At 57.8% G+C, this 21,508-nt stretch carries 14 protein-coding genes, 2 tRNA genes and 2 rRNA genes; 10 read left to right on the top strand and 8 right to left on the bottom strand.

What is annotated here, in order from left to right; genetic code table 11:
* Nucleotides 1-154 precede the first annotated feature (154 nt).
* Nucleotides 155-1,144 carry an aldo/keto reductase gene (locus tag OGM67_12640; protein ID UYJ34399.1) on the bottom strand — a complete coding sequence of 330 codons (990 nt, stop codon included), beginning with the start codon at nucleotides 1,142-1,144 and terminating at the stop codon, nucleotides 155-157.
* A gap of 185 nt (nucleotides 1,145-1,329) precedes the next feature.
* Here OGM67_12640 and OGM67_12645 point away from each other — a divergent pair, with 185 nt between their 5' ends.
* Nucleotides 1,330-1,788, top strand: a complete 459-nt coding sequence (locus OGM67_12645; GenBank protein ID UYJ34400.1) for a MarR family transcriptional regulator — start codon at nucleotides 1,330-1,332, stop codon at nucleotides 1,786-1,788.
* Between the two features lie 113 nt (nucleotides 1,789-1,901).
* Complete coding sequence (locus OGM67_12650) at nucleotides 1,902-3,248, top strand: MATE family efflux transporter (protein ID UYJ34401.1); 1,347 nt, start codon at nucleotides 1,902-1,904, stop codon at nucleotides 3,246-3,248.
* A gap of 190 nt (nucleotides 3,249-3,438) precedes the next feature.
* Here OGM67_12650 and OGM67_12655 read toward each other — a convergent pair whose 3' ends face one another.
* The 3 genes from OGM67_12655 to OGM67_12665 form a co-directional block, all read right to left on the bottom strand.
* Entirely contained in the window at nucleotides 3,439-4,011 is a 573-nt protein-coding gene (locus OGM67_12655; protein ID UYJ34402.1) for an ANTAR domain-containing protein, read from the bottom strand.
* Between the two features lie 190 nt (nucleotides 4,012-4,201).
* The gene (locus OGM67_12660) at nucleotides 4,202-5,512 is read right to left on the bottom strand and encodes a glutamine synthetase family protein (GenBank protein UYJ34403.1); all 1,311 of its coding nucleotides are present in this window, start codon (nucleotides 5,510-5,512) and stop codon (nucleotides 4,202-4,204) included.
* A gap of 509 nt (nucleotides 5,513-6,021) precedes the next feature.
* Nucleotides 6,022-8,112: a glutamine synthetase III gene (locus tag OGM67_12665; protein UYJ34404.1), complete on the bottom strand. Its 2,091-nt coding sequence runs from the start codon at nucleotides 8,110-8,112 to the stop codon at nucleotides 6,022-6,024.
* A gap of 243 nt (nucleotides 8,113-8,355) precedes the next feature.
* Here OGM67_12665 and OGM67_12670 point away from each other — a divergent pair, with 243 nt between their 5' ends.
* From OGM67_12670 to OGM67_12680, 3 genes are all read left to right on the top strand, one after another.
* Entirely contained in the window at nucleotides 8,356-8,841 is a 486-nt protein-coding gene (locus OGM67_12670) for a CYTH domain-containing protein (protein UYJ34405.1), read from the top strand.
* Between the two features lie 199 nt (nucleotides 8,842-9,040).
* Nucleotides 9,041-10,525: a DUF3048 domain-containing protein gene (locus tag OGM67_12675; GenBank protein UYJ34406.1), complete on the top strand. Its 1,485-nt coding sequence runs from the start codon at nucleotides 9,041-9,043 to the stop codon at nucleotides 10,523-10,525.
* A 303-nt stretch (nucleotides 10,526-10,828) separates the two neighbouring features.
* The gene (locus tag OGM67_12680; GenBank protein UYJ34407.1) at nucleotides 10,829-12,259 is read left to right on the top strand and encodes a DUF3048 C-terminal domain-containing protein; all 1,431 of its coding nucleotides are present in this window, start codon (nucleotides 10,829-10,831) and stop codon (nucleotides 12,257-12,259) included.
* Nucleotides 12,260-12,414: 155 nt separating this feature from the next.
* Here OGM67_12680 and OGM67_12685 read toward each other — a convergent pair whose 3' ends face one another.
* Entirely contained in the window at nucleotides 12,415-13,050 is a 636-nt protein-coding gene (locus OGM67_12685; GenBank protein UYJ34408.1) for a histidine phosphatase family protein, read from the bottom strand.
* A 380-nt stretch (nucleotides 13,051-13,430) separates the two neighbouring features.
* Here OGM67_12685 and OGM67_12690 point away from each other — a divergent pair, with 380 nt between their 5' ends.
* The gene (locus OGM67_12690; GenBank protein UYJ34409.1) at nucleotides 13,431-14,129 is read left to right on the top strand and encodes a helix-turn-helix transcriptional regulator; all 699 of its coding nucleotides are present in this window, start codon (nucleotides 13,431-13,433) and stop codon (nucleotides 14,127-14,129) included.
* A gap of 80 nt (nucleotides 14,130-14,209) precedes the next feature.
* On the opposite strand, the gene OGM67_12695 is transcribed toward OGM67_12690, so the two are convergent.
* The 3 genes from OGM67_12695 to OGM67_12705 all read right to left on the bottom strand — a co-directional run bounded on the left by OGM67_12695 (nucleotide 14,210) and on the right by OGM67_12705 (nucleotide 15,361).
* Nucleotides 14,210-14,458, bottom strand: a complete 249-nt coding sequence (locus OGM67_12695) for an AbrB/MazE/SpoVT family DNA-binding domain-containing protein (GenBank protein ID UYJ34410.1) — start codon at nucleotides 14,456-14,458, stop codon at nucleotides 14,210-14,212.
* Between the two features lie 295 nt (nucleotides 14,459-14,753).
* Complete coding sequence (locus OGM67_12700) at nucleotides 14,754-15,164, bottom strand: peptide deformylase (GenBank protein UYJ34411.1); 411 nt, start codon at nucleotides 15,162-15,164, stop codon at nucleotides 14,754-14,756.
* 68 nt (nucleotides 15,165-15,232) lie between these two features.
* A complete protein-coding gene (locus OGM67_12705) occupies nucleotides 15,233-15,361 on the bottom strand; it encodes a hypothetical protein (protein ID UYJ34412.1) in 129 nt (42 codons plus the stop codon).
* Between the two features lie 1,008 nt (nucleotides 15,362-16,369).
* On the opposite strand from OGM67_12705, the gene OGM67_12710 reads away from it, so the two are divergent.
* The 4 genes from OGM67_12710 (at nucleotide 16,370) to OGM67_12725 (ending at nucleotide 21,478) form a co-directional block, all read left to right on the top strand.
* A 16S ribosomal RNA gene (locus OGM67_12710) occupies nucleotides 16,370-17,996 on the top strand.
* Nucleotides 17,997-18,230: 234 nt separating this feature from the next.
* A tRNA-Ala gene (locus tag OGM67_12715) sits at nucleotides 18,231-18,306 on the top strand.
* A gap of 3 nt (nucleotides 18,307-18,309) precedes the next feature.
* Nucleotides 18,310-18,386: transfer RNA gene (locus OGM67_12720), tRNA-Ile, on the top strand.
* Between the two features lie 260 nt (nucleotides 18,387-18,646).
* Nucleotides 18,647-21,478, top strand: a 23S ribosomal RNA gene (locus tag OGM67_12725).
* The 16S and 23S rRNA genes sit together here with 2 tRNA genes alongside, the layout of an rRNA operon.
* The last annotated feature ends 30 nt before the right edge of the window (nucleotides 21,479-21,508 follow it).

Here is a 21,508-nt window from a genome sequence, read left to right on the forward strand (position 1 = left end):
CCCCTACGGGAAATCGCTGCCGCCCCTTTTGCGGTTTGTATGTAGGGCGGGGTACCGCGGGCGTACATCCCGCAAGCCCATCTTTCAACAACAACCGCCGCCCGTCGTGGAAAACTTCCCCGGCGGGCGGCGGTTTATTGCGCGTAAATAGAGTTTATTTGCTGATCCTGTCGATCTCCGCCAGTTCTTCGGCGGTAAAACTCGTGTTCTGCACGGCCTTGATGTTATCGAGAATCTGCTGCGTCTTGGACGCGCCGATCAAAACGGTCGTGATTTCCTCGTGGCTCAGCAGCCATGCCAGCGCCATTTCGGCCAGCGTCTGGCCGCGGGCAGCGGCCATCTCGTTCAGCGCACGGATCTTCGCCAGCGTTTCCTGTGTGAGGTCCGTCTCCTTCAGGAAACGCCCATCGGTGTGGACGCGGCTGTCGGCCGGGATGCCGTGCAGATACCGGTCGGTCAGAAGGCCCTGTGCCAGCGGGCTGAAGGTGATGATGCCCTTGTGCAGGCGGGCGGCGGTATCCTTCAGGCCGTTGCTCTCGATCGTGCGGTCAAAGATCGAGTAGCGGTTCTGGTTGATGATGAACGGCACATGCAGCTCGTCCAGAATGGCCGTGGCCTTTTCCAGCGTAGGGCCGTCATAGTTGGACAGGCCCGCATACAGCGCCTTGCCGCTGCGCACAGCCTGCGCCAGTGCGCCCATCGTCTCCTCCAGCGGGGTGTTGGGGTCCATGCGGTGGTGGTAGAAGATGTCCACATAGTCCAGTCCCATGCGGCGCAGGCTCTGGTCCAGACTGGCCAGCAGGTACTTGCGGCTGCCCCAGTTGCCGTAGGGGCCGTCCCACATCTCGTACCCGGCCTTGGTGGAGATGATCAGCTCATCGCGGTAGACGCCGAGATCATCGCGCAGAATTTTACCAAAATTCCGCTCGGCTGCGCCCGGCTCGGGGCCGTAGTTGTTGGCAAGGTCAAAGTGGGTGATGCCGTTGTCAAACGCGGTGCGGCAGAGCGCACGCATGTTCTCATAGGGCGCTGTATCGCCAAAATTGTGCCACAGCCCCAGCGAGACAGCGGGCAGCAGCAGGCCGCTGTCGCCGCAGCGGCGGTAGGGCAGCACATCATAGCGGTTTTGAGCAGGTTGGTACATGGTTACAGATCCCCCTTTGTTTTCGGTATGGTTTTGTCTACATTATAAAAGCAGCGGCCCGCTTTTGCAAGGCAGCAGCGGGAAAAATCCGTGCAAAAACGCGCACGAATTTTTGGGAGATTGACAAAAATCCGAAATCGGACTATAATAAATATCCGAAATCGGATTTTGAAAAGAGGCGCCCTATGCAGGAGAAAGAGCGGCAGGTATATGACCTGCTTGAAATAACGAACCGCCAGTTCAATGAGTGCAACGCCCTGTACCACGCGGCGGCGCAGCGGTGCGGCCTGTCGGACGCAGCATTCTGGGTGCTGTATGCGCTGTGCACTACGCATGAGCCGCAGACCCAGAACCGTATGGCGGCAGAGTGGGGGCAGCCCAAGCAGACGCTGAACTCTGCCGTTGCCGCCATGGTGAAAAAGGGTCTGGTGGCGCTTTGCCCGGGAAAAGGCGCACACAGCGGCAAGCTCGTGACCCTGACGGACGAGGGCCGTGCCCTGGCCGAGCGCACAGTGGGGCCGGTTATCGCAGCCGAGCAGCAGGCCATGACCCGTCAGGGCCTTGCCGAAGTCGAGCAGAACTGCCGCCTGACCCAGCGGTATCTGGAATGCTTACGGCAGGAGTTTGAAAAAATTGCGCGGTAGGGGCCGGGCATGCCCGGCCCACAGCATAATGGAAACAGGGAGGTAAAGGCAAGGTGCAGGGCCGGACATGTCCGGCCCCTACATGCGTGTTTGCCGCAAAAACAGGAGCATTTATGTCAAAATCAAACCAGATCCAATTATCCGACCACTTTACCACGGGGCGGCTGCTGAAATTCACGGCATCGCCCATTATCATGATGATCTTCACGTCAATCTACACGATTGTGGATGGCTTCTTTGTCTCGAACTATGCGGGTAAAACGGCGTTTACGGCGCTGAACCTGATTTACCCGTATCTTCAGATGCTGGGCTGCCTCGGCTTTATGATCGGCACAGGCGGCAGCGCCCTTGTTGCCATGACGCTGGGCACCGGCGATGAGAAGCGCGCAAACCGGCTGTTCAGTATGCTGGTGGTTGCAACCGCCGTGCTGGGTGTGCTGTTCAGCGCTTTCGGCCTTGCGCTGTTGGAGCCTGTGGCCCTGCGGCTGGGCGCAACGCCGGAGCTGCTGCCCAGCTGCCTGACCTACGGCCGCATTTTGCTGACATTCCAAACGGTGTTCATGCTGCAGTATCTGTTCCAGAGCTTTTTTATTGCAGCCGAAAAGCCGAGGCTGGGCCTTTGCTTCACGGTGGCAGCGGGTGCGACCAATATGGTGCTGGACTTTGTCCTTGTAGGTGTGGCGGGGCTGGGGCTGGTCGGCGCGGCATCGGCCACGGTCATCAGCCAGATGGTCGGCGGCGTGGCCCCAATCTTCTATTTTATGAAGCGCCGCCCCGGCTGCCGCCTGTATTTCACAAAGCCGCTGTTCAGCCTGTGGGAGCTGTTCAAGGCCTGCACAAACGGTGCGAGCGAGCTGATGACGAACATCTCCATGTCGCTGGTCAGCGCGCTGTACAACATGCAGCTGCTCAAGCTGTTCGGCGCGGACGGCGTTGCGGCCTACGGCGTGCTTATGTATGTGGGCTTTGTGTTCGCGGCGGTGTTCATCGGCTATGCGCAGGGCTGTGCGCCCATCGTCAGCTACCACTTTGGCGCGGACAATAAGGACGAACTGAAAAACCTGCTGCGCCGCAGTCTGACCATTATCTCTGTGGCGGGCGTTGCCATGCTGGTCTCAAGTGAGCTGCTGGCCGGGCCGCTGGCAAAAATCTTTGTCGGCTACGATGCGGGCCTGCTGGCGCTGACGATACACGGCATGAAGCTGTACTCCATCAGCTTTATTCTGTCCGGGTTCAACATTTTCGGCTCGGCGTTCTTCACGGCGCTGAACAACGGCGCGGTGTCGGCGGCCATCAGCTTTTTGCGCACGCTGCTGTTCCAGATCGTGTCGATTTTGACCCTGCCGCTCCTCATTGGTGTGGACGGCATCTGGCTGGCGGTCGTTGCCGCCGAGGCCATGGCGCTGGTGTGTACGGCTGGGTTTGTTGTGTGGGGACGGAAGAAGTACGGGTACCTGTAAATAAAGAAGAGGGCGCGAAAGCGTCCTCTTTTTTGCGTCTCTAAGGCTTCCCCCTCGGGGGAAGCTGTCCGTGTAAGCGGACTGATGAGGGGCGAGCTTGCCTTGTTGCCCTTTTGCGGCTCAATATCGGCAAACCTGCCCCTCATCCGGCCTTCGGCCACCTTCCCCCGAAGGGGGAAGGCTTGAGGTATTATTCCTCCTCGTCAGCTTCCAAAATCTCCTGCGCGACCTCGCCGCGGCTGCGGCGGGTATCCATCGCGCCCTTCTCGATGAGGCGGTGGGCCTCGGTCTCGGTCATGCCCTTTTTCTCGATCAGGTAGCACTTTGCGCGGTCAACAAGCCGCAGCTGGGCGATCTTATCCAGCAGCTTTGCATTCTCGGCGCGCAGCACGGCCAGCCGCTTGTAGTTGCTGGCCGCGATCTGTACGGCCTGCCGGAACTGGACCGCCGTGAACGGCTTGCCCAGCACCAGCACACCGAAATCCTGCAGCTTGTCGGCAATCTGCTCGGCGGTGCCGGTCTTGGCCAGCAGAATGACGCCGGCATCGGTCTTTTGCACCGCGTCGGTGCCCAGCTCATGGCCGAACTCGTCAGGCAGGGGCGTATTGATGATGATGACCTCATAGTCGTTTGTGTCCATGCGGCGGCGTGCCTCACCGCCGCTGGCAGCGATCGTGGGGCGGGTGTAGCCCAACTCCCCGATGTGCCGTGCCAGATACTCGTTGGCGTTGTTTCCGGCCGAAACGATCAATGCTTTTCCCATGGGCTGCCCTCCCTTCCTGATGGATTTTTTGTGCCTGCCGTGTGCGGGCGCATATGGAATGCGCCCCTACGGGTGGTTGTAGGGGGCGGCGTCCTCGACGCCCCGCGGGCGGGCACTGCCCGCCCCTACATAGCGGCCTTCACGGTGCTGTAGGGGCAGATGCAAGCATCGACCCCAACATTTCACAAAATCAAATAATCAGGAAGCTGTGCGCCCGTTCCCATGCCTCGGTGTCGGGGGCGGATTCGGCGTCATGGCAGAGCTGGGTCTGGTACTCAAAATACTTGTTCTGCAGCGCGACCGGCAGCTCGGCGCTGATAAACTCGCTCTGGCCCGCCACGGTGATGGCCTCCCGCAGGGTGCGGGGCAGGCTTTCCAGACCGGCGGCAGCGCTGGGGTGGAACAGGTTGCGGTTGACGGCCTCGGGCAGAGGCAGCTTGCGCTCGATGCCGTCCAGACCGGCGGCCAGGATCAGCCCGATGACAAGATACGGGTTGCCCGCAGGGTCGGGGCCGCGCAGCTCCACGCGGCAGAACTCGCCGTGGGCGCTGGGCAGCCGCACCAGCTGGCTGCGGTTCTGGCGGCTCCAGTTGACATAGAGCGGGGCCTCGTTGGCACCGAGCCGCGCGTAGGAGTTCGGCACCGGGTTGCAGAAGGCCGTCAGCTCCCGCGCGTGGGCCAGAATGCCCGCCACAAAATGCCCGGCCTCACTGTCGGGGGCAAAGTCACCGTCAAACAGGTTCTTGCCGTCCCGCAGCAGCGAGATATTGACATGCAGGCCGCTGCCCGGCTGGTTGGCAAGGGGCTTGGGCATAAAGCTGGCAAACAGGCCGTTGCGCGCCGCAATGGCCTTGACGGTGCTCTTGAAAGTGTTCAGATTGTCGGCGGATTTCAGCGCCGTGGTGTAGCGGAAGCAGACCTCGTTCTGGCCGTGGCCGCTCTCGTGGTGGCTGTGCTCGGGGTGCAGGCCCATTTCCTCGATGGCAAAGCAGATCTCGCGGCGGATGTTCTCGCCCTTATCCAGCGGCGGAATGTCAAAGTAGCCGCCCATGTCGAGCGGGATGCGGGTGGGGTTGCCGTTCTCGTCCGTCTCAAACAGATAGAACTCGCACTCGCAGCCCACATTGCAGGTCAGGCCCATGGCGCGGGCGCGCTTGACGACCGACTGCAGGTAGCCGCGGCAGTTGCCCTCAAACGGTTTGCCGTTGGGCAGCGTGATATCGCAGTACATGCGGATAACGCGCCCCTCGGTGGGGCGCCAGGGCAGGACTGTGGCGGTGTCGGGGTCAGGCCAGAGGACCAGATCACTCTCCTCCACATTCATAAACCCGGCGATGGAAGAACCGTCAAAGCTGACACCCTCGGAAAAGGCGCGGGGCAGCTCACTGGCAAAGAGCGAGACATTTTTCTGGTTGCCGAAAATATCGCAGAATGTCAATTTTGCGAACTTAACATCGTTGTCCTCAACAAAATTGAGAATGTCCTGTGCGGTGCGTTTCATAGGGAACCTCCTGTAAAAGCCTTCCCCTGCGGGGGAAGGTGGCGCGAAGCGACGGATGAGGGGCGAGTGTGCCGCGGCAGACCGTGAACGGGTCGTATGGCAAGGCTGCCCCTCATCAGCCGCCTGCGGGCGGCAGCTTCAGTCTCCGCGCTAAGAGCCGCCTCCGGCGGTTGCGCTTCGACACGCGCCTGCGGGCGCAGCCCCAAGGGGGAAGCCGCAGATACTCGAAAGGCCCACCTTGAGCGGGCGGGCCTTTCGAGCTGGTGTAAGAAATAGGAAAAGGAGAATGGCGATTGTAAAATGGTGTAACCTTACACCCGGCTGCGTCTTCACTGTGCGGGGCGGGGGCGCGGCCAGTAAGGAAAATGGCGTGGTGTGGGCGGGCTGCTGCTTGCGGGGAAGCAGCCCATCCCGTAGGGGCACATTCTATATGAGCCCGTCAACAGGCAGCCCCTTGCGGGCGGATATGGAATCCGCCCCTACAGAGCCGCGCGGAGAATGCCCTTACATTACTCGGTATAGAACAGCATGCGGCTGTAGCAGGGCAGCGGCCAGTACTCCTCGTCGGTGATCTCCTCGGCCTTGTCGGCGGCGGCGCGCAGCGCATCCATCGCGGGGATGACCTCATCGTGGAAGGCGTGTGCCTTGGCGCTCTCGTCCGTCATGGCGGTGACCTTGTCGGTCACGGTCTTGAGGGCATCGGCGGCGTCGGACATCTCATCGGTGTACTTGCTCAGCGCGGTCAGCACCTTGGTCTCGGCCTTGGTGGAGATGCCCTCGACAGCGGCGGTCTTGGCGGCAGCGCTGCCGGCAACCTCGCCCATATAGGCGGTCGCGGCGGGGATCAGCTGCTTGTTGGCGATCTTGAGCATCGTGCGGGCCTCGATGTTGAGGATCTTGGAGTAATGCTCCATCTCGACCTCGTAGCGGCTGAACATCTCGGTCTTGGTCAGAACGCCGAACTCCTCCATCAGGGCAACATTCTTGTCCTCCTTGAGGGCGATCATTGCATCGGGGGTGTTCTTGCGGTTGGGCAGGCCACGGCGCTCGGCCTCGATCTCCCATGCCTCGCTGTAGCCGTTGCCGTTGAAGATCACGCGGCGGTGGGCGTTCAGCGTCTTTTTGACCCATGCGGCGGCGGCGCACTCAAAGTCGGCAGCGCCGCTGGTCTCGGCCACGAACTCCTTCAGCGCCTTGGCAACGGCGGTGTTCAGGATGGTGTTGCAGTCCGACAGGTTCTCGGCAGAGCCGGGCATACGGAACTCAAACTTGTTGCCGGTGAAGGCGAAGGGGGAGGTGCGGTTGCGGTCGGTGGTGTCCTTGCTGAACTTGGGCAGGACATCAACGCCGAGGTCCATCTTCATCTTGACGGGGCCGGCGTAGGGAGAATCCGAGCAGACGGCGTCGATGACGGCCTCCAGCTCCTCACCCACAAAGATCGAGATGATGGCCGGGGGTGCCTCGTTGGCACCCAGACGATGGTCGTTGCCGGGGGTGGCAACGCTGGTGCGCAGCAGGTCGGCGTACTCATCGACCGCCTTGATGACGGCGGACAGGAACACCATGAACTGCAGGTTCTCCATTGGGGTATCGCCGGGATCGAGCAGGTTCTCGTGCTTGGTGCTGAGGGACCAGTTGTTGTGCTTGCCGCTGCCGTTGACGCCCTCGAACGGCTTCTCATGCTGCAGGCAGACCAGACCGTGCTTGTCGGCGATCTTCTTCATCATCTCCATCGTCAGCAGGTTGTGGTCGATGGCGACATTGGTGGTGTCGTAGATGGGGGCCAGCTCATGCTGGCAGGGGGCGACCTCGTTGTGCTTGGTCTTGGCGGGGATGCCCAGCTTCCACAGCTCCTCGTCCAGCTCCTTCATAAAGCCGGAGACGATGGGGCGGATGGTGCCGAAGTAGTGCTCCTCCAGCTCCTGACCCTTGGACGGGGCAGAGCCGAACAGCGTGCGGCCGCACAGCACCAGATCAAGGCGCTTTAAGTAGTCCTCTTTCTTGATCAGGAAGTACTCCTGCTCGGGGCCGACGGTGGTTGCCACGCGCTCAACATCCTTGCCGAACAGGTGCAGCACCTTGCAGGCCTGATCAGAGATGGCCTGCATCGAGCGCAGCAGCGGGGTCTTTTTGTCCAGCGCCTCGCCGGTGTAGGAGCAGAACGCAGTGGGAATGCACAGCGTATCGTCCTTCACAAAGGCGTAGCTGGTGGGGTCCCAGGCGGTGTAGCCGCGGGCCTCGGCCGTGGCGCGCAGGCCGCCGGAGGGGAAGGAGGAGGCATCGGGCTCGCCCTTGATCAGCTCCTTGCCGGAGAACTCCATGATGGCAGTGCCGTCCGGCTGGGGGCTGACAAAACCGTCATGCTTCTCACTGGTGATGCCGGTCAGCGGCTGGAACCAGTGGGTGTAGTGGGTGGCGCCCTGCTCGATGGCCCAGCGCTTCATGACGCTGGCCACGACATTGGCGACCTCAAGGTCAAGCGGCTGACCCTTCTCGATCGTTGCCTTGAGGCTCTTGTAGGTCGAGCTGGGCAGACGCTCACGCATCTCATGCTCGTTGAAAACCTTGCTGCCGTAAAGCTCCATAACGGTTGCTGCCATACTTCTTACTCCTTTGTTACCTCTATTTACAGAAAAAGGACGCTGCGAAAACACATTCGCAGCGCCCTTGCTGTTATGCCTCTATTATACGGGGTAAGTCTGCAAAATGCAAGTGGCAATCTGACGAAAGCAGGGTGGGATTTTCAGTGGAAAACTGGCAGGATTGTGAGGTGCGTGCGGCGGACGGAATGTGGTATAATTTCAGATAAGAGATAAAAGATAGCAGGGGAGGCAAGGATAAACATGGAAATCGAACGCAAATGGATGGTCACGGGCTGGCCGGCGGGGCTGGAGCAGACCTCCGTATATAATATGGATCAGGGCTACATCAGTGTGCGCCCCACGGTGCGCATCCGGCGCGAGGCCCTGCAGGGCGGGCGCACGGCGCTGGTGCTCTGCTTCAAGGGCGAGGGCGGCCTGAGCCGCGAGGAGATCGAGACCGAGATCGACGCCGCACTGTTTGCGCGGCTTGAGCATCTGATCGGCAAGCCCCTGATCCACAAGGAACGCCGCGGCTATCAGCTGCCCGGCGGGCTGACGCTGGAGGTCAACTGCGTAGACCCAGACCTGCCCACCGCCTTCTGGTATGCCGAGGTCGAATTTGAGACCGAGGCCCAGGCCCTTGCCTGGGACCCTGCCGGCTGCGGCCTGGCCGACTACCTGCACGAGGAATGCACCGGCAAGCCCGGCAGCAGCATGGGCGAATACTGGCTGCAGACACGAAAATAAGGAAGCCTTCAGTCTACGCGCTAAGAGCCGCCTTCGGCGGTTGCGCTCCGACACGCGCCTGCGGGCGCAGCCCCGCAGGGGAAAGCGAAAATTTGCATTTGTAAAATTCCCCGCTTTCGCTTTACAAACGGGTGGAAAACGACTACAATAATAAGTAATTTATACTTCTTAACAGGAAATCCGAAAAAGGAGCAATGGTATGAAACGTCTTCTGCTTGTAATCGCGGCGCTGCTCTCCCTGACGGTGCTGATGACGGCCTGTAAAAAGGACGGCGATACGATCTCGACGCCCGCTGCATCGGACAGCACCGCTGCACAGGCCACCCCCGCCCCCACCGAGCTGCCCCCCTATGAGGCCAATGTCCTGACCGGTGAGCCCAAGGGTGCCGACTACCCCGAGGGGCAGCGCATCACGGCCGTCATGGTCAACAACATCGTGGCAGCCCGCCCCCAGCGCGGCCTGTCCAAGGCCGATATCCTGTTTGAGATCAAGGTCGAGGGCGGCATCACCCGCTTTATGCCTGTCTTTACCGATTATAAGACGATCGGCGAGGTCGGCCCCGTCCGCTCCGGCCGTGACCAGTTCTTCCGCCTGATTTTGCCCTGGCAGGCCCTGTATATCCACGAGGGCCAGTCCGTTGTCATGCAGCAGTACGCCATCGACTTTGATTACGGCAAGCTGAACAATAACGACGGTGCCAACGGCTACCGCGACTACGGCCGCGTAAACTGGGCCGGCAAGAGCTACAACAACGGCACGCTGGCGTTGGAGCATACGATGTACACCAACTCCGACAACATCGCAAACTATATCAGCAGCCAGAACGTGGATATGAGCCGCACCTACAACTCCACCTTCTTCAACTTTGTGGATTACCGCCTCGGCACCACCCGCGACCTGTCCAACAGCATCGACAGTGCCTACAGCGATAAGTACGGCCCTGTTGTCTCTGACGGCCAGTATGTCGAGATCGTCCACAGCCAGTCCTACAAGACCCGCTTCATCTATGACGAGGCCACGAACCAGTACAAGATGCAGCAGAACTACTCCGACGGCCAGTGGCGCGATACCGTGGACGAGGCCGCCGACAACAAGGTGCTGACCTTCCCCAATGTCATCGTGCTCTACACCGACATCCACACCTACCCCGGCCACGAGAAAACGGACCTGCAGTACGTTGAGTACGCATGGGGCGGCGTCGGCTACTACTGCTACGGCGGCAAGTGCGAGAAGATCTACTGGCAGAAGGGCACCCCGCTGGAGGCCCTGCGCCTGTACTACCTGAACGAGGACGGCACCTGCAGCGACACCCCGCTGGAGATCAACACCGGCAAGAGCTATGTGGCCGTGACCGACGTAGACTTTGCCGAAAACTTTGTCCACAGCACGCTGGACAATGTCGATCTGACGACCGCCACGACTCAGACCTATGAAAAGAGCTATGTGGAGGATACCGCCAAGGCCGGCGAGACGCTGGGCTCTTCCACCGATGACCTGACCGCCGCCGCCACCGGCAGCGGTGAGGCCGAGACCGTCACCGAGGCCCCCGCGCAGGAACAGGCCCCCGCAGAGGAGCAGGCCCCTGCTGAGGAGCAGGCCCCCGCCGAGGAGTCGGCTCCCGCACCGGAGCAGGCTCCCGATCAGCAGGAAAACACGGAGAACGCTGAGGGCAGCCAAGGCTAAGCAGCAATACCGCATAATTCTAAGTGCCGATACGGCGAGCGAGGTGCGGCAGCTGCAAAGCCAAAAGCGCAGATAATACTTTGTGTATTATCGAGCATTTTGGCAACGCAGATGCCGTGCCGCACACCGAGCCGCAGCGAGGCGCTTCGGAGCGCAACCGCCGCTTGCGGCGGCTCTTGGCGCGGAGATCCGCCGGAGCGGTGCTTAAGCCGTCAGGCGGGAATTGTGCGGTGTTGCCCTAAGCATCCATCGACAACGCGGCTCGCCCGGCGGGCCGCGTTGTTTTTATGAGAGAGGTACACTATGAGAAAATGGCAGGCATTGGGCAGCGCTGCAGCGCTGCTGGCGGCACTGCTGCTGGGGGGCTGCAGCGGGCAGCAGGCAGCGGCCACGCCGGAGCAGGCGGCCACGCCTTCCCCCGCAGCTACGGCAGAGCCGACCCCCGTTCCGGCCCCGGCAGGCAACCCGCTGACCGGTCTGGAGGACGGGGACTATACCGGCAAACGCCCGGTCGCTGTGACGCTGCGCACGCTGGACGGTGCCCAGCCCCAGTGGGGTGTGGCTGCCGCCGATGTGCTGGTCGAGGGTGTGACCGAGGGCAATACCGCAGGGCTGATGGCACTCTACGCGGATGTGGACCGCATCAGCAAGGCAGGGCCGGTCGGCCCCGGCCGGGATCTGTTTCTGCAGGTGGCACTGCCGCTCAACGCCGTGCCGGTCCACATCGACAAGAACATCTATGCTTCCAACCTGCTGAACACTCTTTCGTATCAGGATCTGGACGGCTATCACATCGGCAAGGCGGCCTTCGCCTTTGATCAGGGCCGTCAGGACGCGGGCTACCGCGAGGAAAACTGCTTCTACACCACCGGAGAGCTGATCCGCGCCGGACTGACGAGCTACGGCACCGCGCCGGAGGGCAGCAACACGCCGATCTTCCGCTTCGGTCTCCGGCCCGAGGTCACCCCTGAGAACCGCAACGGTATGAACCTGACTGTGACCTTCTCGCCGTCGGACAGTGAGCAGCTGAACTACAACACCGGCACCGGCCTGTATGAAAAGCTGAACAGCGACGGCTCCCCGATGACCGATGCCGACAACGGCCAGCAGGCGGCCTTCACCAATGTGTTCGTGCTGTATGCGTCCAGCGGCATCAAGGATGATGGCTACACCCGTCAGTACGATATGACCGGCGGCACCGGCCTCTACCTGCAGGGCGGCGCGTGGGAGCAGATCCACTGGACCAAGGAGGATGCCACCGGCCCGTTCAGTCTGACGGCTGCCGACGGCACGCCGCTGACCGTGACCCCCGGCAAGAGCTTTATCGCCATCTGGGGCGGCTATTATGGCCAGAGCCTGAGCCTGACTGCCGCCGATGGCAGCGCACAGACCCTGCCCGAAAAGCCCGCCCTGCTGGAGAGCGGTGTCCCCGATGACGCCGCAGCGGCCGCCGAGGCCGAGCTGCGCGGCGCACAGGAGCGCATTGACGCGCAGGCGGCCGTGGATCAGGCAAACGCGGATCTGGCCGAGGCCCAGAGCGCACTGGAACAGGCCCAGACCGCGCTGGACGCCGACAGCGAAAACGCGGACCTGCTTGCCGCCCGCGATGCCGCCCAGGCCCGCGTAGACGAGCTGAACCAGACCATCGCCGAAAAGCAGGCCATTCTGGACGCCGCCCCCGCAGAGACCCCGGCCCCGGAGGCACCCGCCGAGGAAGAACAACCGGCAGAATAAAAACAACTTGCAGGGTCGGCTGCCCGCATCCGCCCGCGTGACGCCGAGGACGCCGCCACCTGCAAATAAAAAATGCACCCGCTTTACCCAAAGCAGGTGCATTTTTGTTTGGAATTTCTGCTTCCTTCTTTGTAAAGAAGGAACAAAACCCCGCGTTATTCCATCCCGTCCAGATAGCCGTGCGGTACAACATCGTAAGCCTCGGCCAGATGGTCGCGCATCCACATCTCGGCGTCCAGCCGCACGCTGTAGCCCGCGCCCGGGTCGGTCATCCACTCCTCCGGCTTGCGGAAGGGCAGGGCGTGCTGGGACAGCATATTCATAATGACGCCGCCGTGGGTCACGCAGGCAGCCTCCTCGGTGTGGGTGCGCAGCATGTACTCAAACATCTTCATCAGCATCGACGAGGTACGGTTGAAAAACATCTGCCGGTCCTCGGCACCCTCGGGCACCGTGCGGCTGGTGGGGTCCATCCACTGGGCAAACTCCGGGTCCTTTACCAACTCCTGCATGGCGCGGCCCTCAAACTTGCCAAAGGCCATCTCACGCAGGTCGTCCAGCTCGATCTGCCGCACGCCCGGGAACAAAATCTCCGCCGTCTCGGTGGCGCGCTTCATCGGGCTGGTGAACACCAGCGGCACCTGCGGGTAGTCGAAATCTTTCTTCAGCGTTTTCAGCTGGGCGCGGCCCTCGGCGCAGAGCGGCAGATCACTGCCGCTGCCGATGTAAAGCCCCTGCAGGTTGCCCTCCGTCAGGCCGTGCCGGATCAAGTGAAGCTTATAATATTTCACGGTATGTTCTCGCTTTCCTCATGGTTTCACCTATGGCGGTGCTGCGCGGCTGCACAGTACTGCATTATCAGCATACCCTAAAATCAGCCCCTGCGCAACCGCAAAAGGTTACAATTTGGTTACAACCGAGATAAGGCACACCGAACTGCCAAATTTTGGCCACAATATTTATAGCTGTACCCGCTGTAGAATGACTAAATGTAGGAAAAAACGCGCAGTTCGGCGTTTTGACAACCAAGGCAGCACAAAATCTGTCGAAAATTCTGGTTTACAAAGTGTTTTCCACCCGTTATAATATACAGCGTGTAGAAAATACGGCAGGGGCACTACTGCGGCCCGGCAGCAATGCCGGCACTGCCCCGGAACAGGATATACGGATCATGGGGATCGAATTCAATCGCATTATCACGCTGCTGCGCAAGGAGCGCGGCATCACCCAGAAGCAGGCGGCACAGGATCTTGGCATCAGTCAGGCACAGCTCTCTCACTATGAGAAGGGCATCCGCGAGTGCGGCCTTGCGTTTGTGGTGCAGGTGGCGGACTATTACGATGTCAGCTGTGACTATCTGCTGGGCCGCAGTGCAGAGCGCAGCGGGCAGACCATCTCAGTCGAGGAACTGCCAGAGGGAAACTCCGCCACCGGCGGCAGCGTCTATCGCGGCAGTGTGCTGCCCACGATGTACAAAAAGCTTATCGAAAACTCGCTGGACATCCTCTATGACAAGCTGCAGGAAAGCCGCGACAAGCAGCTTGTTGTGGGCGTCAGTGAGTACCTGATGCTGGCCGTCTACAAGATGTTCCGCCAGATGTACGAGGCCTCGCCCAAGAATGTCAGCGGCATGTTCCGCATCGGCTCGGCGCGGTGGAGCAGCAGCGCCGATGCCGCCATGAGCGTGGCAGAGGGTGATCTGTCCGCCGCCCTGACCGGGGAGGACGGCACCCGCGACAGCCTTGAGCCTGCCACGCTGGCCCTCAGCACCGATCAGCTGGCACGGGACTATCCGCGCCACGCGACTAGCCTGTTCAACCTCGTCAAAAATGCCGAGGAATCGATGCGCGGCCTGAAAAAGGGCGAGTGACCCCCGCTGTACGATACAAACCAAAGAGAGAGCGTACCGGCCTGCAGGCTGGTACGCTCTCTTTTTAAGGACGCGGCCGCTTATTTCGACAGCGCCTTGCGGCAGGCGGGGCAGATATACTTGCCGTGCAGCAGCACCGCATCGGGCGAAATGTCGCCGCAGAATACGCAGCTGCCCTGGGCGTGGTACTTGCGCAGAACGATGGCCTCCCCATCGGTAAAAATCTCCAGCGGGGTGTCCGGCGTAATGCCGTAGGTATTGCGCAGTTCCTTCGGCAGGACCACGCGGCCCAGACTGTCAATGCTGCGAACGATACCGGTAGAAATCATTTTGGTACCTCCTGTTTTGTATTCCGGCACAGTGTGTCGAAAAACGATGCTCGACTGATAGAACTGTCGAAGCGTGTACCCCTATTATACGAGTTGTTGGCAGCGTTGTCAATATTTGGCAAAAATAAAATATGTAGATACATCGTTTTATTTTTGGAAGCTACAATGAAAAAACGAAAAAACGGACGAGTTTTTCATATATTGCAACATTTTTACATTACAACAGTTTTGACACGGGTTGAACATATGTACAAAAAAGCGATGCGCCCGCGCGGGGCGCATCGCCGTATACCTATTATATAAGGATGCCGTTGCAGTGGTCCACCTCATGCTGGATGATCTGGGCAGTCCAGCCGGTGAAATTCTTTACATGGGTCTGCATCGCACGGTCCTGCCACTGGACCTTGATAGTCCTGTGGCGCCGCGCCCTGCGCTGCCCCTGCAGAGAAAGACAGCCTTCCTCGGTGAGGTAAGGACCCTTGCGGTAGACGATGACCGGATTGAACATCTCGCAAGGCGTGCCCTCGTTGTCAAAAACAATGATGGCTTTGTTCACGCCGATCATATTGGCAGCCATGCCGACACAGCCATCCTTGTGGGCGGTCAGCGTGTCGAGCAGGTCATCGGCAACCGACAGGTCACCGGCATCTGCGGGCAGCGCCTTCTGCGCCAGAAAGACCACATCGGTCATCAGGGGACGAACCATAGAAAAACCTCCTGCGGAATAGAATAGTATACCTTTATTATAGCGCAGGGCAGGCACAAATGTAAATGTCAGTAAGGCAGGGGGCCTAAGTATCCGCCAACCTGCCGGCATTGGAGCAGTACCGTGCGGCAGGATTCATCGGCCCGGCGCAGATATTCCTTCTTGCGGGCCAGATCGCGGCGCTGCTGCTCCTGCATCGCGCGGAAATGCGGGCAGGATTTGTGGCACCCCTGGCAGTACGAATGACAGTTCTTCTGGCATGGAAGCATGGAAAAACACGCTCCTTTCAGTGGATCAGGTAACAGAGTCAGAAATCAGCTGGTACAAGATATAGTAGAAAAGAACCGTTTTTATGCCTATAGTATACACCATTCCGCATGTCACATCAAGGGGAAACCTGTAAGGAGCCTGTAAAGCTTTGTAAGTATTGCCCAACCTATATCGCTCACAAATCCCCCACCACCCCGTAGGGGCGGCATACATGCCGTCTGCGCACCTTGCCTATACCACCAACCTCACCCTCCACCACCCTGTAGGGGCCGGGCACGCCCGGCCCGCAGGCTTGCCATCACATCCCGTTCATCTTAACCCCGTAGGGGAGGGATTCATCCCTCCAGCATACCCAACGCAACCACCCACCCAACGGCCCACCCGTAGGGGCGGCATACATGCCGCCCGCGCACCACGCCAATACCACCAACCTACCCACCTGCTACCCCGTAGGGGCCGGGCATGCCCGGCCCGCAACCTACCCGATACTACAGCTTGTATCCATCGCACAGCAAATCCCCAACATGCACCTTGCCCAAAAATCCCCCTCAAAATTTGTCGAAAAAATCAAAAACGCCCCTTGACAATAGTCATACACATTGCTATAATAAGCAAGCTGTCCCGCGGCGGAAGCCGCGGCAAGCCCTTCTATCAACAGCTTGTACGCGTTTTTTGAAGAAAACTTCTTCAAAAAACTTTCAGAAAACCCCTTGACAATCAAGCGGTTCTGATATATAATATACAAGCTGTCAGCGAGAGCAGACAGCGCAGCAGGACCTTGAAAATTGAACAAAACTGAAACTTGTGGAACCTTGATCGTGGGTTTGGAAACCCACGTAAATCAATTCCAAATTTACAAGTAATTCATACAGGACGCAAGCGATTGTGTCTGAGTGATTACAGCGATTTAACACTTTGTAAGTGATTAAATACCATTTATAAAGAGTTTGATCCTGGCTCAGGACGAACGCTGGCGGCGCGCCTAACACATGCAAGTCGAACGGAGTTATTTTCTTCACTCCGAGCTTTTTGCCAGTTAGCCGGAGCGGCAATCGGTTTTGCCCAGCATAAAAAGCAAAACCGATTTAGGCTCATAAAGTAAGACTAACACAGAGGGCAGAGAGTTGGGAGTGAAGAAAATAACTTAGTGGCGAACGGGTGAGTAACGCGTGAGTAACCTGCCCTGGAGTGGGGGACAACAGTTGGAAACGACTGCTAATACCGCATAAGCCCACGGATTCGCATGGATCTGCGGGAAAAGGATTTATTCGCTTCAGGATGGACTCGCGTCCAATTAGCTAGTTGGTGAGGTAACGGCCCACCAAGGCGACGATTGGTAGCCGGACTGAGAGGTTGAACGGCCACATTGGGACTGAGACACGGCCCAGACTCCTACGGGAGGCAGCAGTGGGGGATATTGCACAATGGGGGAAACCCTGATGCAGCGACGCCGCGTGGAGGAAGAAGGTTTTCGGATTGTAAACTCCTGTCGTTAGGGACGATAATGACGGTACCTAACAAGAAAGCACCGGCTAACTACGTGCCAGCAGCCGCGGTAAAACGTAGGGTGCAAGCGTTGTCCGGAATTACTGGGTGTAAAGGGAGCGCAGGCGGACCGGCAAGTTGGAAGTGAAAACTATGGGCTCAACCCATAAATTGCTTTCAAAACTGCTGGCCTTGAGTAGTGCAGAGGTAGGTGGAATTCCCGGTGTAGCGGTGGAATGCGTAGATATCGGGAGGAACACCAGTGGCGAAGGCGACCTACTGGGCACCAACTGACGCTGAGGCTCGAAAGCATGGGTAGCAAACAGGATTAGATACCCTGGTAGTCCATGCCGTAAACGATGATTACTAGGTGTTGGAGGATTGACCCCTTCAGTGCCGCAGTTAACACAATAAGTAATCCACCTGGGGAGTACGACCGCAAGGTTGAAACTCAAAGGAATTGACGGGGGCCCGCACAAGCAGTGGAGTATGTGGTTTAATTCGAAGCAACGCGAAGAACCTTACCAGGTCTTGACATCCGATGCATAGTGCAGAGATGCATGAAGTCCTTCGGGACATCGAGACAGGTGGTGCATGGTTGTCGTCAGCTCGTGTCGTGAGATGTTGGGTTAAGTCCCGCAACGAGCGCAACCCTTATTGCCAGTTACTACGCAAGAGGACTCTGGCGAGACTGCCGTTGACAAAACGGAGGAAGGTGGGGATGACGTCAAATCATCATGCCCTTTATGACCTGGGCTACACACGTACTACAATGGCGTTTAACAAAGAGAAGCAAGACCGCGAGGTGGAGCAAAACTCAAAAACAACGTCTCAGTTCAGATTGCAGGCTGCAACTCGCCTGCATGAAGTCGGAATTGCTAGTAATCGCGGATCAGCATGCCGCGGTGAATACGTTCCCGGGCCTTGTACACACCGCCCGTCACACCATGAGAGCCGGGGGGACCCGAAGTCGGTAGTCTAACCGCAAGGAGGACGCCGCCGAAGGTAAAACTGGTGATTGGGGTGAAGTCGTAACAAGGTAGCCGTATCGGAAGGTGCGGCTGGATCACCTCCTTTCTAGGGAGTCAGACGAAATGATCTAGCTGGTCTAAATTATTTCGGACAGGAACACAGTTTCAGTATTGTTCAATTTTGAGGGTCTTGCTTTTGGCCTCAAAAGGCCAAAAGTCGGCGGAGCGATGAGCGAGCCGATAGCCTTGTTTAGAGGGAGCCGAACAGGCGACCATGAATAAAGGCTGCAGATAACCTCAAAAGCATAAGGGACAGCGAAACCCGAAACGCAAGTAGCGCGGGGGTATAGCTCAGTTGGGAGAGCACCTGCTTTGCAAGCAGGGGGTCAAGGGTTCGAATCCCTTTATCTCCACCATTTGGGCTGATAGCTCAGCTGGTTAGAGCACTCGGCTGATAACCGAGAGGTCGATGGTTCGAGTCCATTTCAGCCCACCACAGGTTGCCTGTGAGGGCAACCCACAAATCCCTACAAATCCCTTATGAAGTCCTTCATTTGAAGGACGGATGTACCTTGAAAACTGAATATAGAACTGCGAAATGAGATTTTATTAGCTATGTAAAATTCCTGATTTTAATAAAAATCTATAATTTCACCAAGCGGAACTGGAGCTTAGCAATAAGCGACAGTAAATGGTAAAATCTCGTTGGCAAATGGAGAATCTGAAATAAGATATGTTTATCGAAAGATAAACAACGGTCAAGCTACAAAGGGCGCAAGGAGAATGCCTTGGCACTGGGAGCCGATGAAAGACGTGGTAAGCTGCGATAAGCTTCGGGGAGGAGCAAACATCCTTTGATCCGGAGATTTCTGAATGAGGAAACTCAACAGAGTTCATACTCTGTTATCCTGTACTGAATCCATAGGTACAGGAGGGGAACCGCCTGAACTGAAACATCTAAGTAGGGCGAGGAAGAGACATCAAACGAGATTCCGTTAGTAGTGGCGAGCGAACGCGGAAGAGGGCAAACCGGAAGGAGAAATCCTTCCGGGGTATGGACCGCTTTTAGGACTTGAGTTGTTAACCGAATGGCATGGGAAGGCCAATCAAAGAGGGTGAGAATCCCGTAGGTGAAAACGATGAGAGCTGCGCGAGTTCCAGAGTACGGCCAGACACGTGAAACCTGGTCGGAAGATGGGGGGACCACCCTCCAACCCTAAATACTACCCAGTGACCGATAGCGTATAGTACTGTGAAGGAAAGGTGAAAAGGACCCCGGGAGGGGAGTGAAATAGAACCTGAAACCTTGTGCCTACAAGCACATAGAGCACATCAACGTGTGATATGGTACTTTTTGTAGAACGGTCCGGCGAGCGATTGTATGTTGCGAGCTTAAGGTCTTAAGGACTGGAGGCGTAGCGAGAGCGAGTCTGAACAGGGCGTTCAGTAACATGCAATGGGCCCGAAACCGGGTGACCTACCCATGATCAGGCTGAAGTGAAAGTAAAATTTCATGGAGGGCCGAACCGACCTCCGTTGAAAAGGCGGCGGATGAATTGTGGGTAGCGGAGAAATTCCAATCGAACTCGGAGATAGCTGGTTCTCCCCGAAATAGCTTTAGGGCTAGCCTCATATTAGATACCCGGAGGTAAAGCACTGAATGGCCTAGCGCCCGAGAGGGTAGCGAAGCCTATCAAACTAAGAATGCCGGAGTATTGATGTATGGGAGTCAGACAGTGTGAGATAAATCTCATTGTCAAAAGGGAAACAGCCCAGATCTACAGCTAAGGTCCCAAATTGTATCTAAGTGGAAAACGATGTGGAAATACGCAGACAACCAGGATGTTGGCTCAGAAGCAGCCACTCATTTAAAGAGTGCGTAATAGCTCACTGGTCGAGCGTCTCTGCGCGGAAAATTTAACGGGGCTAAGATACAAACCGAAGCTTAGGCTGCATCGTAAGATGCGGGGTAGGGGAGCGTTGTGTAAGCGGAGAAACAGTAGCGTAAGCGGCTGTGGAGTTTACAGAAGTGAGAATGCCGGAATGAGTAGCGCGAATGTGGTGAGAATCCACATGGCCGGAAACCTCAGGTTTTTGGAGGAAGGTTCGTCCGCTCCAAGTTAGGCGGGAGCTAAGGTCAGGCCGCAAGGCGTAGCCGATGCACAGACGGTAGAGATTCCGTCCCCACCGAAAGATTTAAGCACAGGGACACTTTTAGAAGGTCGGAGCCAGGTGTTGGTTCTGGTAGTGATCGAGGGAAATTTAGTACCGAAGTCCGGCTGGATGAGAGGCGAGAAAAGCTGTGTGTATATCTAAGGTGCCCGTACCGCAAACCGACACAGGTAGGTAGGAAGAAGATTCTAAGGCCAACGGGAGAAGGGTTGTTAAGGAACTCGGCAAGTTGACCCCGTAACTTCGGAATAAGGGGTGCTCACGAGAGTGAGCCGCAGAGAATAGGCCCAGGCAACTGTTTACCAAAAACACAGGTTTGTGCTAAATCGAAAGATGACGTATACGAGCTGACGCCTGCCCGGTGCTGGAAGGTTAAAAGGAGATGTGCAAGCATTGAATTGAAGCCCCAGTGAACGGCGGCCGTAACTATAACGGTCCTAAGGTAGCGAAATTCCTTGTCAGGTAAGTTCTGACCCGCATGAAAGGCGTAATGATCTGGGCACTGTCTCAACAGCCCGCCCGGCGAAATTGTAGTACCGGTGAAGATGCCGGTTACCCGCGACAAGACGGAAAGACCCCATGGAGCTTTACTGTAGCCTGATATTGGGTTTCGGTGTTGCATGCACAGGATAGATGGGACACTGGGAAGCGAGCGCTTTGGCGTTCGTGGAGTGGACGTTGGGATACCATCCTTGCGACATTGGAATTCTAACCTGCGCCTCTGAATCGAGGCGGGGGACATTGTCAGGTGGGCAGTTTGACTGGGGCGGTCGCCTCCTAAAAAGTAGCGGAGGCGTTCAAAGGTTCGTTCGATCTGGACGGAAACCAGATGAATGAGTGCAAACGCATAAACGAGCCTGACTGCGAGACTGACGGGTCGAGCAGAGACGAAAGTCGGAGTTAGTGATCCGGTGGTATGTGAGTGGAAATGCCATCGCTCAACGGATAAAAGTTACCCTGGGGATAACAGGCTGATCTCCCCCAAGAGTCCACATCGACGGGGAGGTTTGGCACCTCGATGTCGGCTCATCGCATCCTGGGGCTGAATTCGGTCCCAAGGGTTTGGCTGTTCGCCAATTAAAGCGGTACGCGAGCTGGGTTCAGAACGTCGTGAGACAGTTCGGTCCCTATCTGTCGTGGGCGCAGGATATTTGAAAGGCGCTGTCCCTAGTACGAGAGGACCGGGATGGACGAACCTCTGGTGCACCAGTTGTCACGCCAGTGGCACAGCTGGGCAGCTATGTTCGGATCGGATAAACGCTGAAAGCATCTAAGCGTGAAGCCGGCCTTAAGATAAGATATCCCACTGAGTCAATCAGGTAAGACCCCTTGAAGACTACAAGGTTGATAGGCACACAGTGTAAGTGAAGTGATTCATTCAGCTAGCGTGTACTAATAGGTCGAGGGCTTGACCCCATCTTGATCAGATACTCTATTTGCTAAGAA

The organism is Oscillospiraceae bacterium, assembly GCA_025757985.1.
Lineage (GTDB): Bacteria > Bacillota > Clostridia > Oscillospirales > Ruminococcaceae > Gemmiger.

What these genes read in the sequence shown, in the direction of transcription:
- OGM67_12640 (UYJ34399.1), bottom strand. Translation starts at nt 1,144, where the DNA reads ATGTACCAACCTGCTCAAAACCGCTATGATGTGCTGCCCTACCGCCGC.
- OGM67_12645 (UYJ34400.1), top strand. Translation starts at nt 1,330, where the DNA reads ATGCAGGAGAAAGAGCGGCAGGTATATGACCTGCTTGAAATAACGAAC.
- OGM67_12650 (UYJ34401.1), top strand. Translation starts at nt 1,902, where the DNA reads ATGTCAAAATCAAACCAGATCCAATTATCCGACCACTTTACCACGGGG.
- OGM67_12655 (UYJ34402.1), bottom strand. Translation starts at nt 4,011, where the DNA reads ATGGGAAAAGCATTGATCGTTTCGGCCGGAAACAACGCCAACGAGTAT.
- OGM67_12660 (UYJ34403.1), bottom strand. Translation starts at nt 5,512, where the DNA reads ATGAAACGCACCGCACAGGACATTCTCAATTTTGTTGAGGACAACGAT.
- OGM67_12665 (UYJ34404.1), bottom strand. Translation starts at nt 8,112, where the DNA reads ATGGCAGCAACCGTTATGGAGCTTTACGGCAGCAAGGTTTTCAACGAG.
- OGM67_12670 (UYJ34405.1), top strand. Translation starts at nt 8,356, where the DNA reads ATGGAAATCGAACGCAAATGGATGGTCACGGGCTGGCCGGCGGGGCTG.
- OGM67_12675 (UYJ34406.1), top strand. Translation starts at nt 9,041, where the DNA reads ATGAAACGTCTTCTGCTTGTAATCGCGGCGCTGCTCTCCCTGACGGTG.
- OGM67_12680 (UYJ34407.1), top strand. Translation starts at nt 10,829, where the DNA reads ATGAGAAAATGGCAGGCATTGGGCAGCGCTGCAGCGCTGCTGGCGGCA.
- OGM67_12690 (UYJ34409.1), top strand. Translation starts at nt 13,431, where the DNA reads ATGGGGATCGAATTCAATCGCATTATCACGCTGCTGCGCAAGGAGCGC.
- OGM67_12695 (UYJ34410.1), bottom strand. Translation starts at nt 14,458, where the DNA reads ATGATTTCTACCGGTATCGTTCGCAGCATTGACAGTCTGGGCCGCGTG.
- OGM67_12700 (UYJ34411.1), bottom strand. Translation starts at nt 15,164, where the DNA reads ATGGTTCGTCCCCTGATGACCGATGTGGTCTTTCTGGCGCAGAAGGCG.
- OGM67_12705 (UYJ34412.1), bottom strand. Translation starts at nt 15,361, where the DNA reads ATGCAGGAGCAGCAGCGCCGCGATCTGGCCCGCAAGAAGGAATATCTG.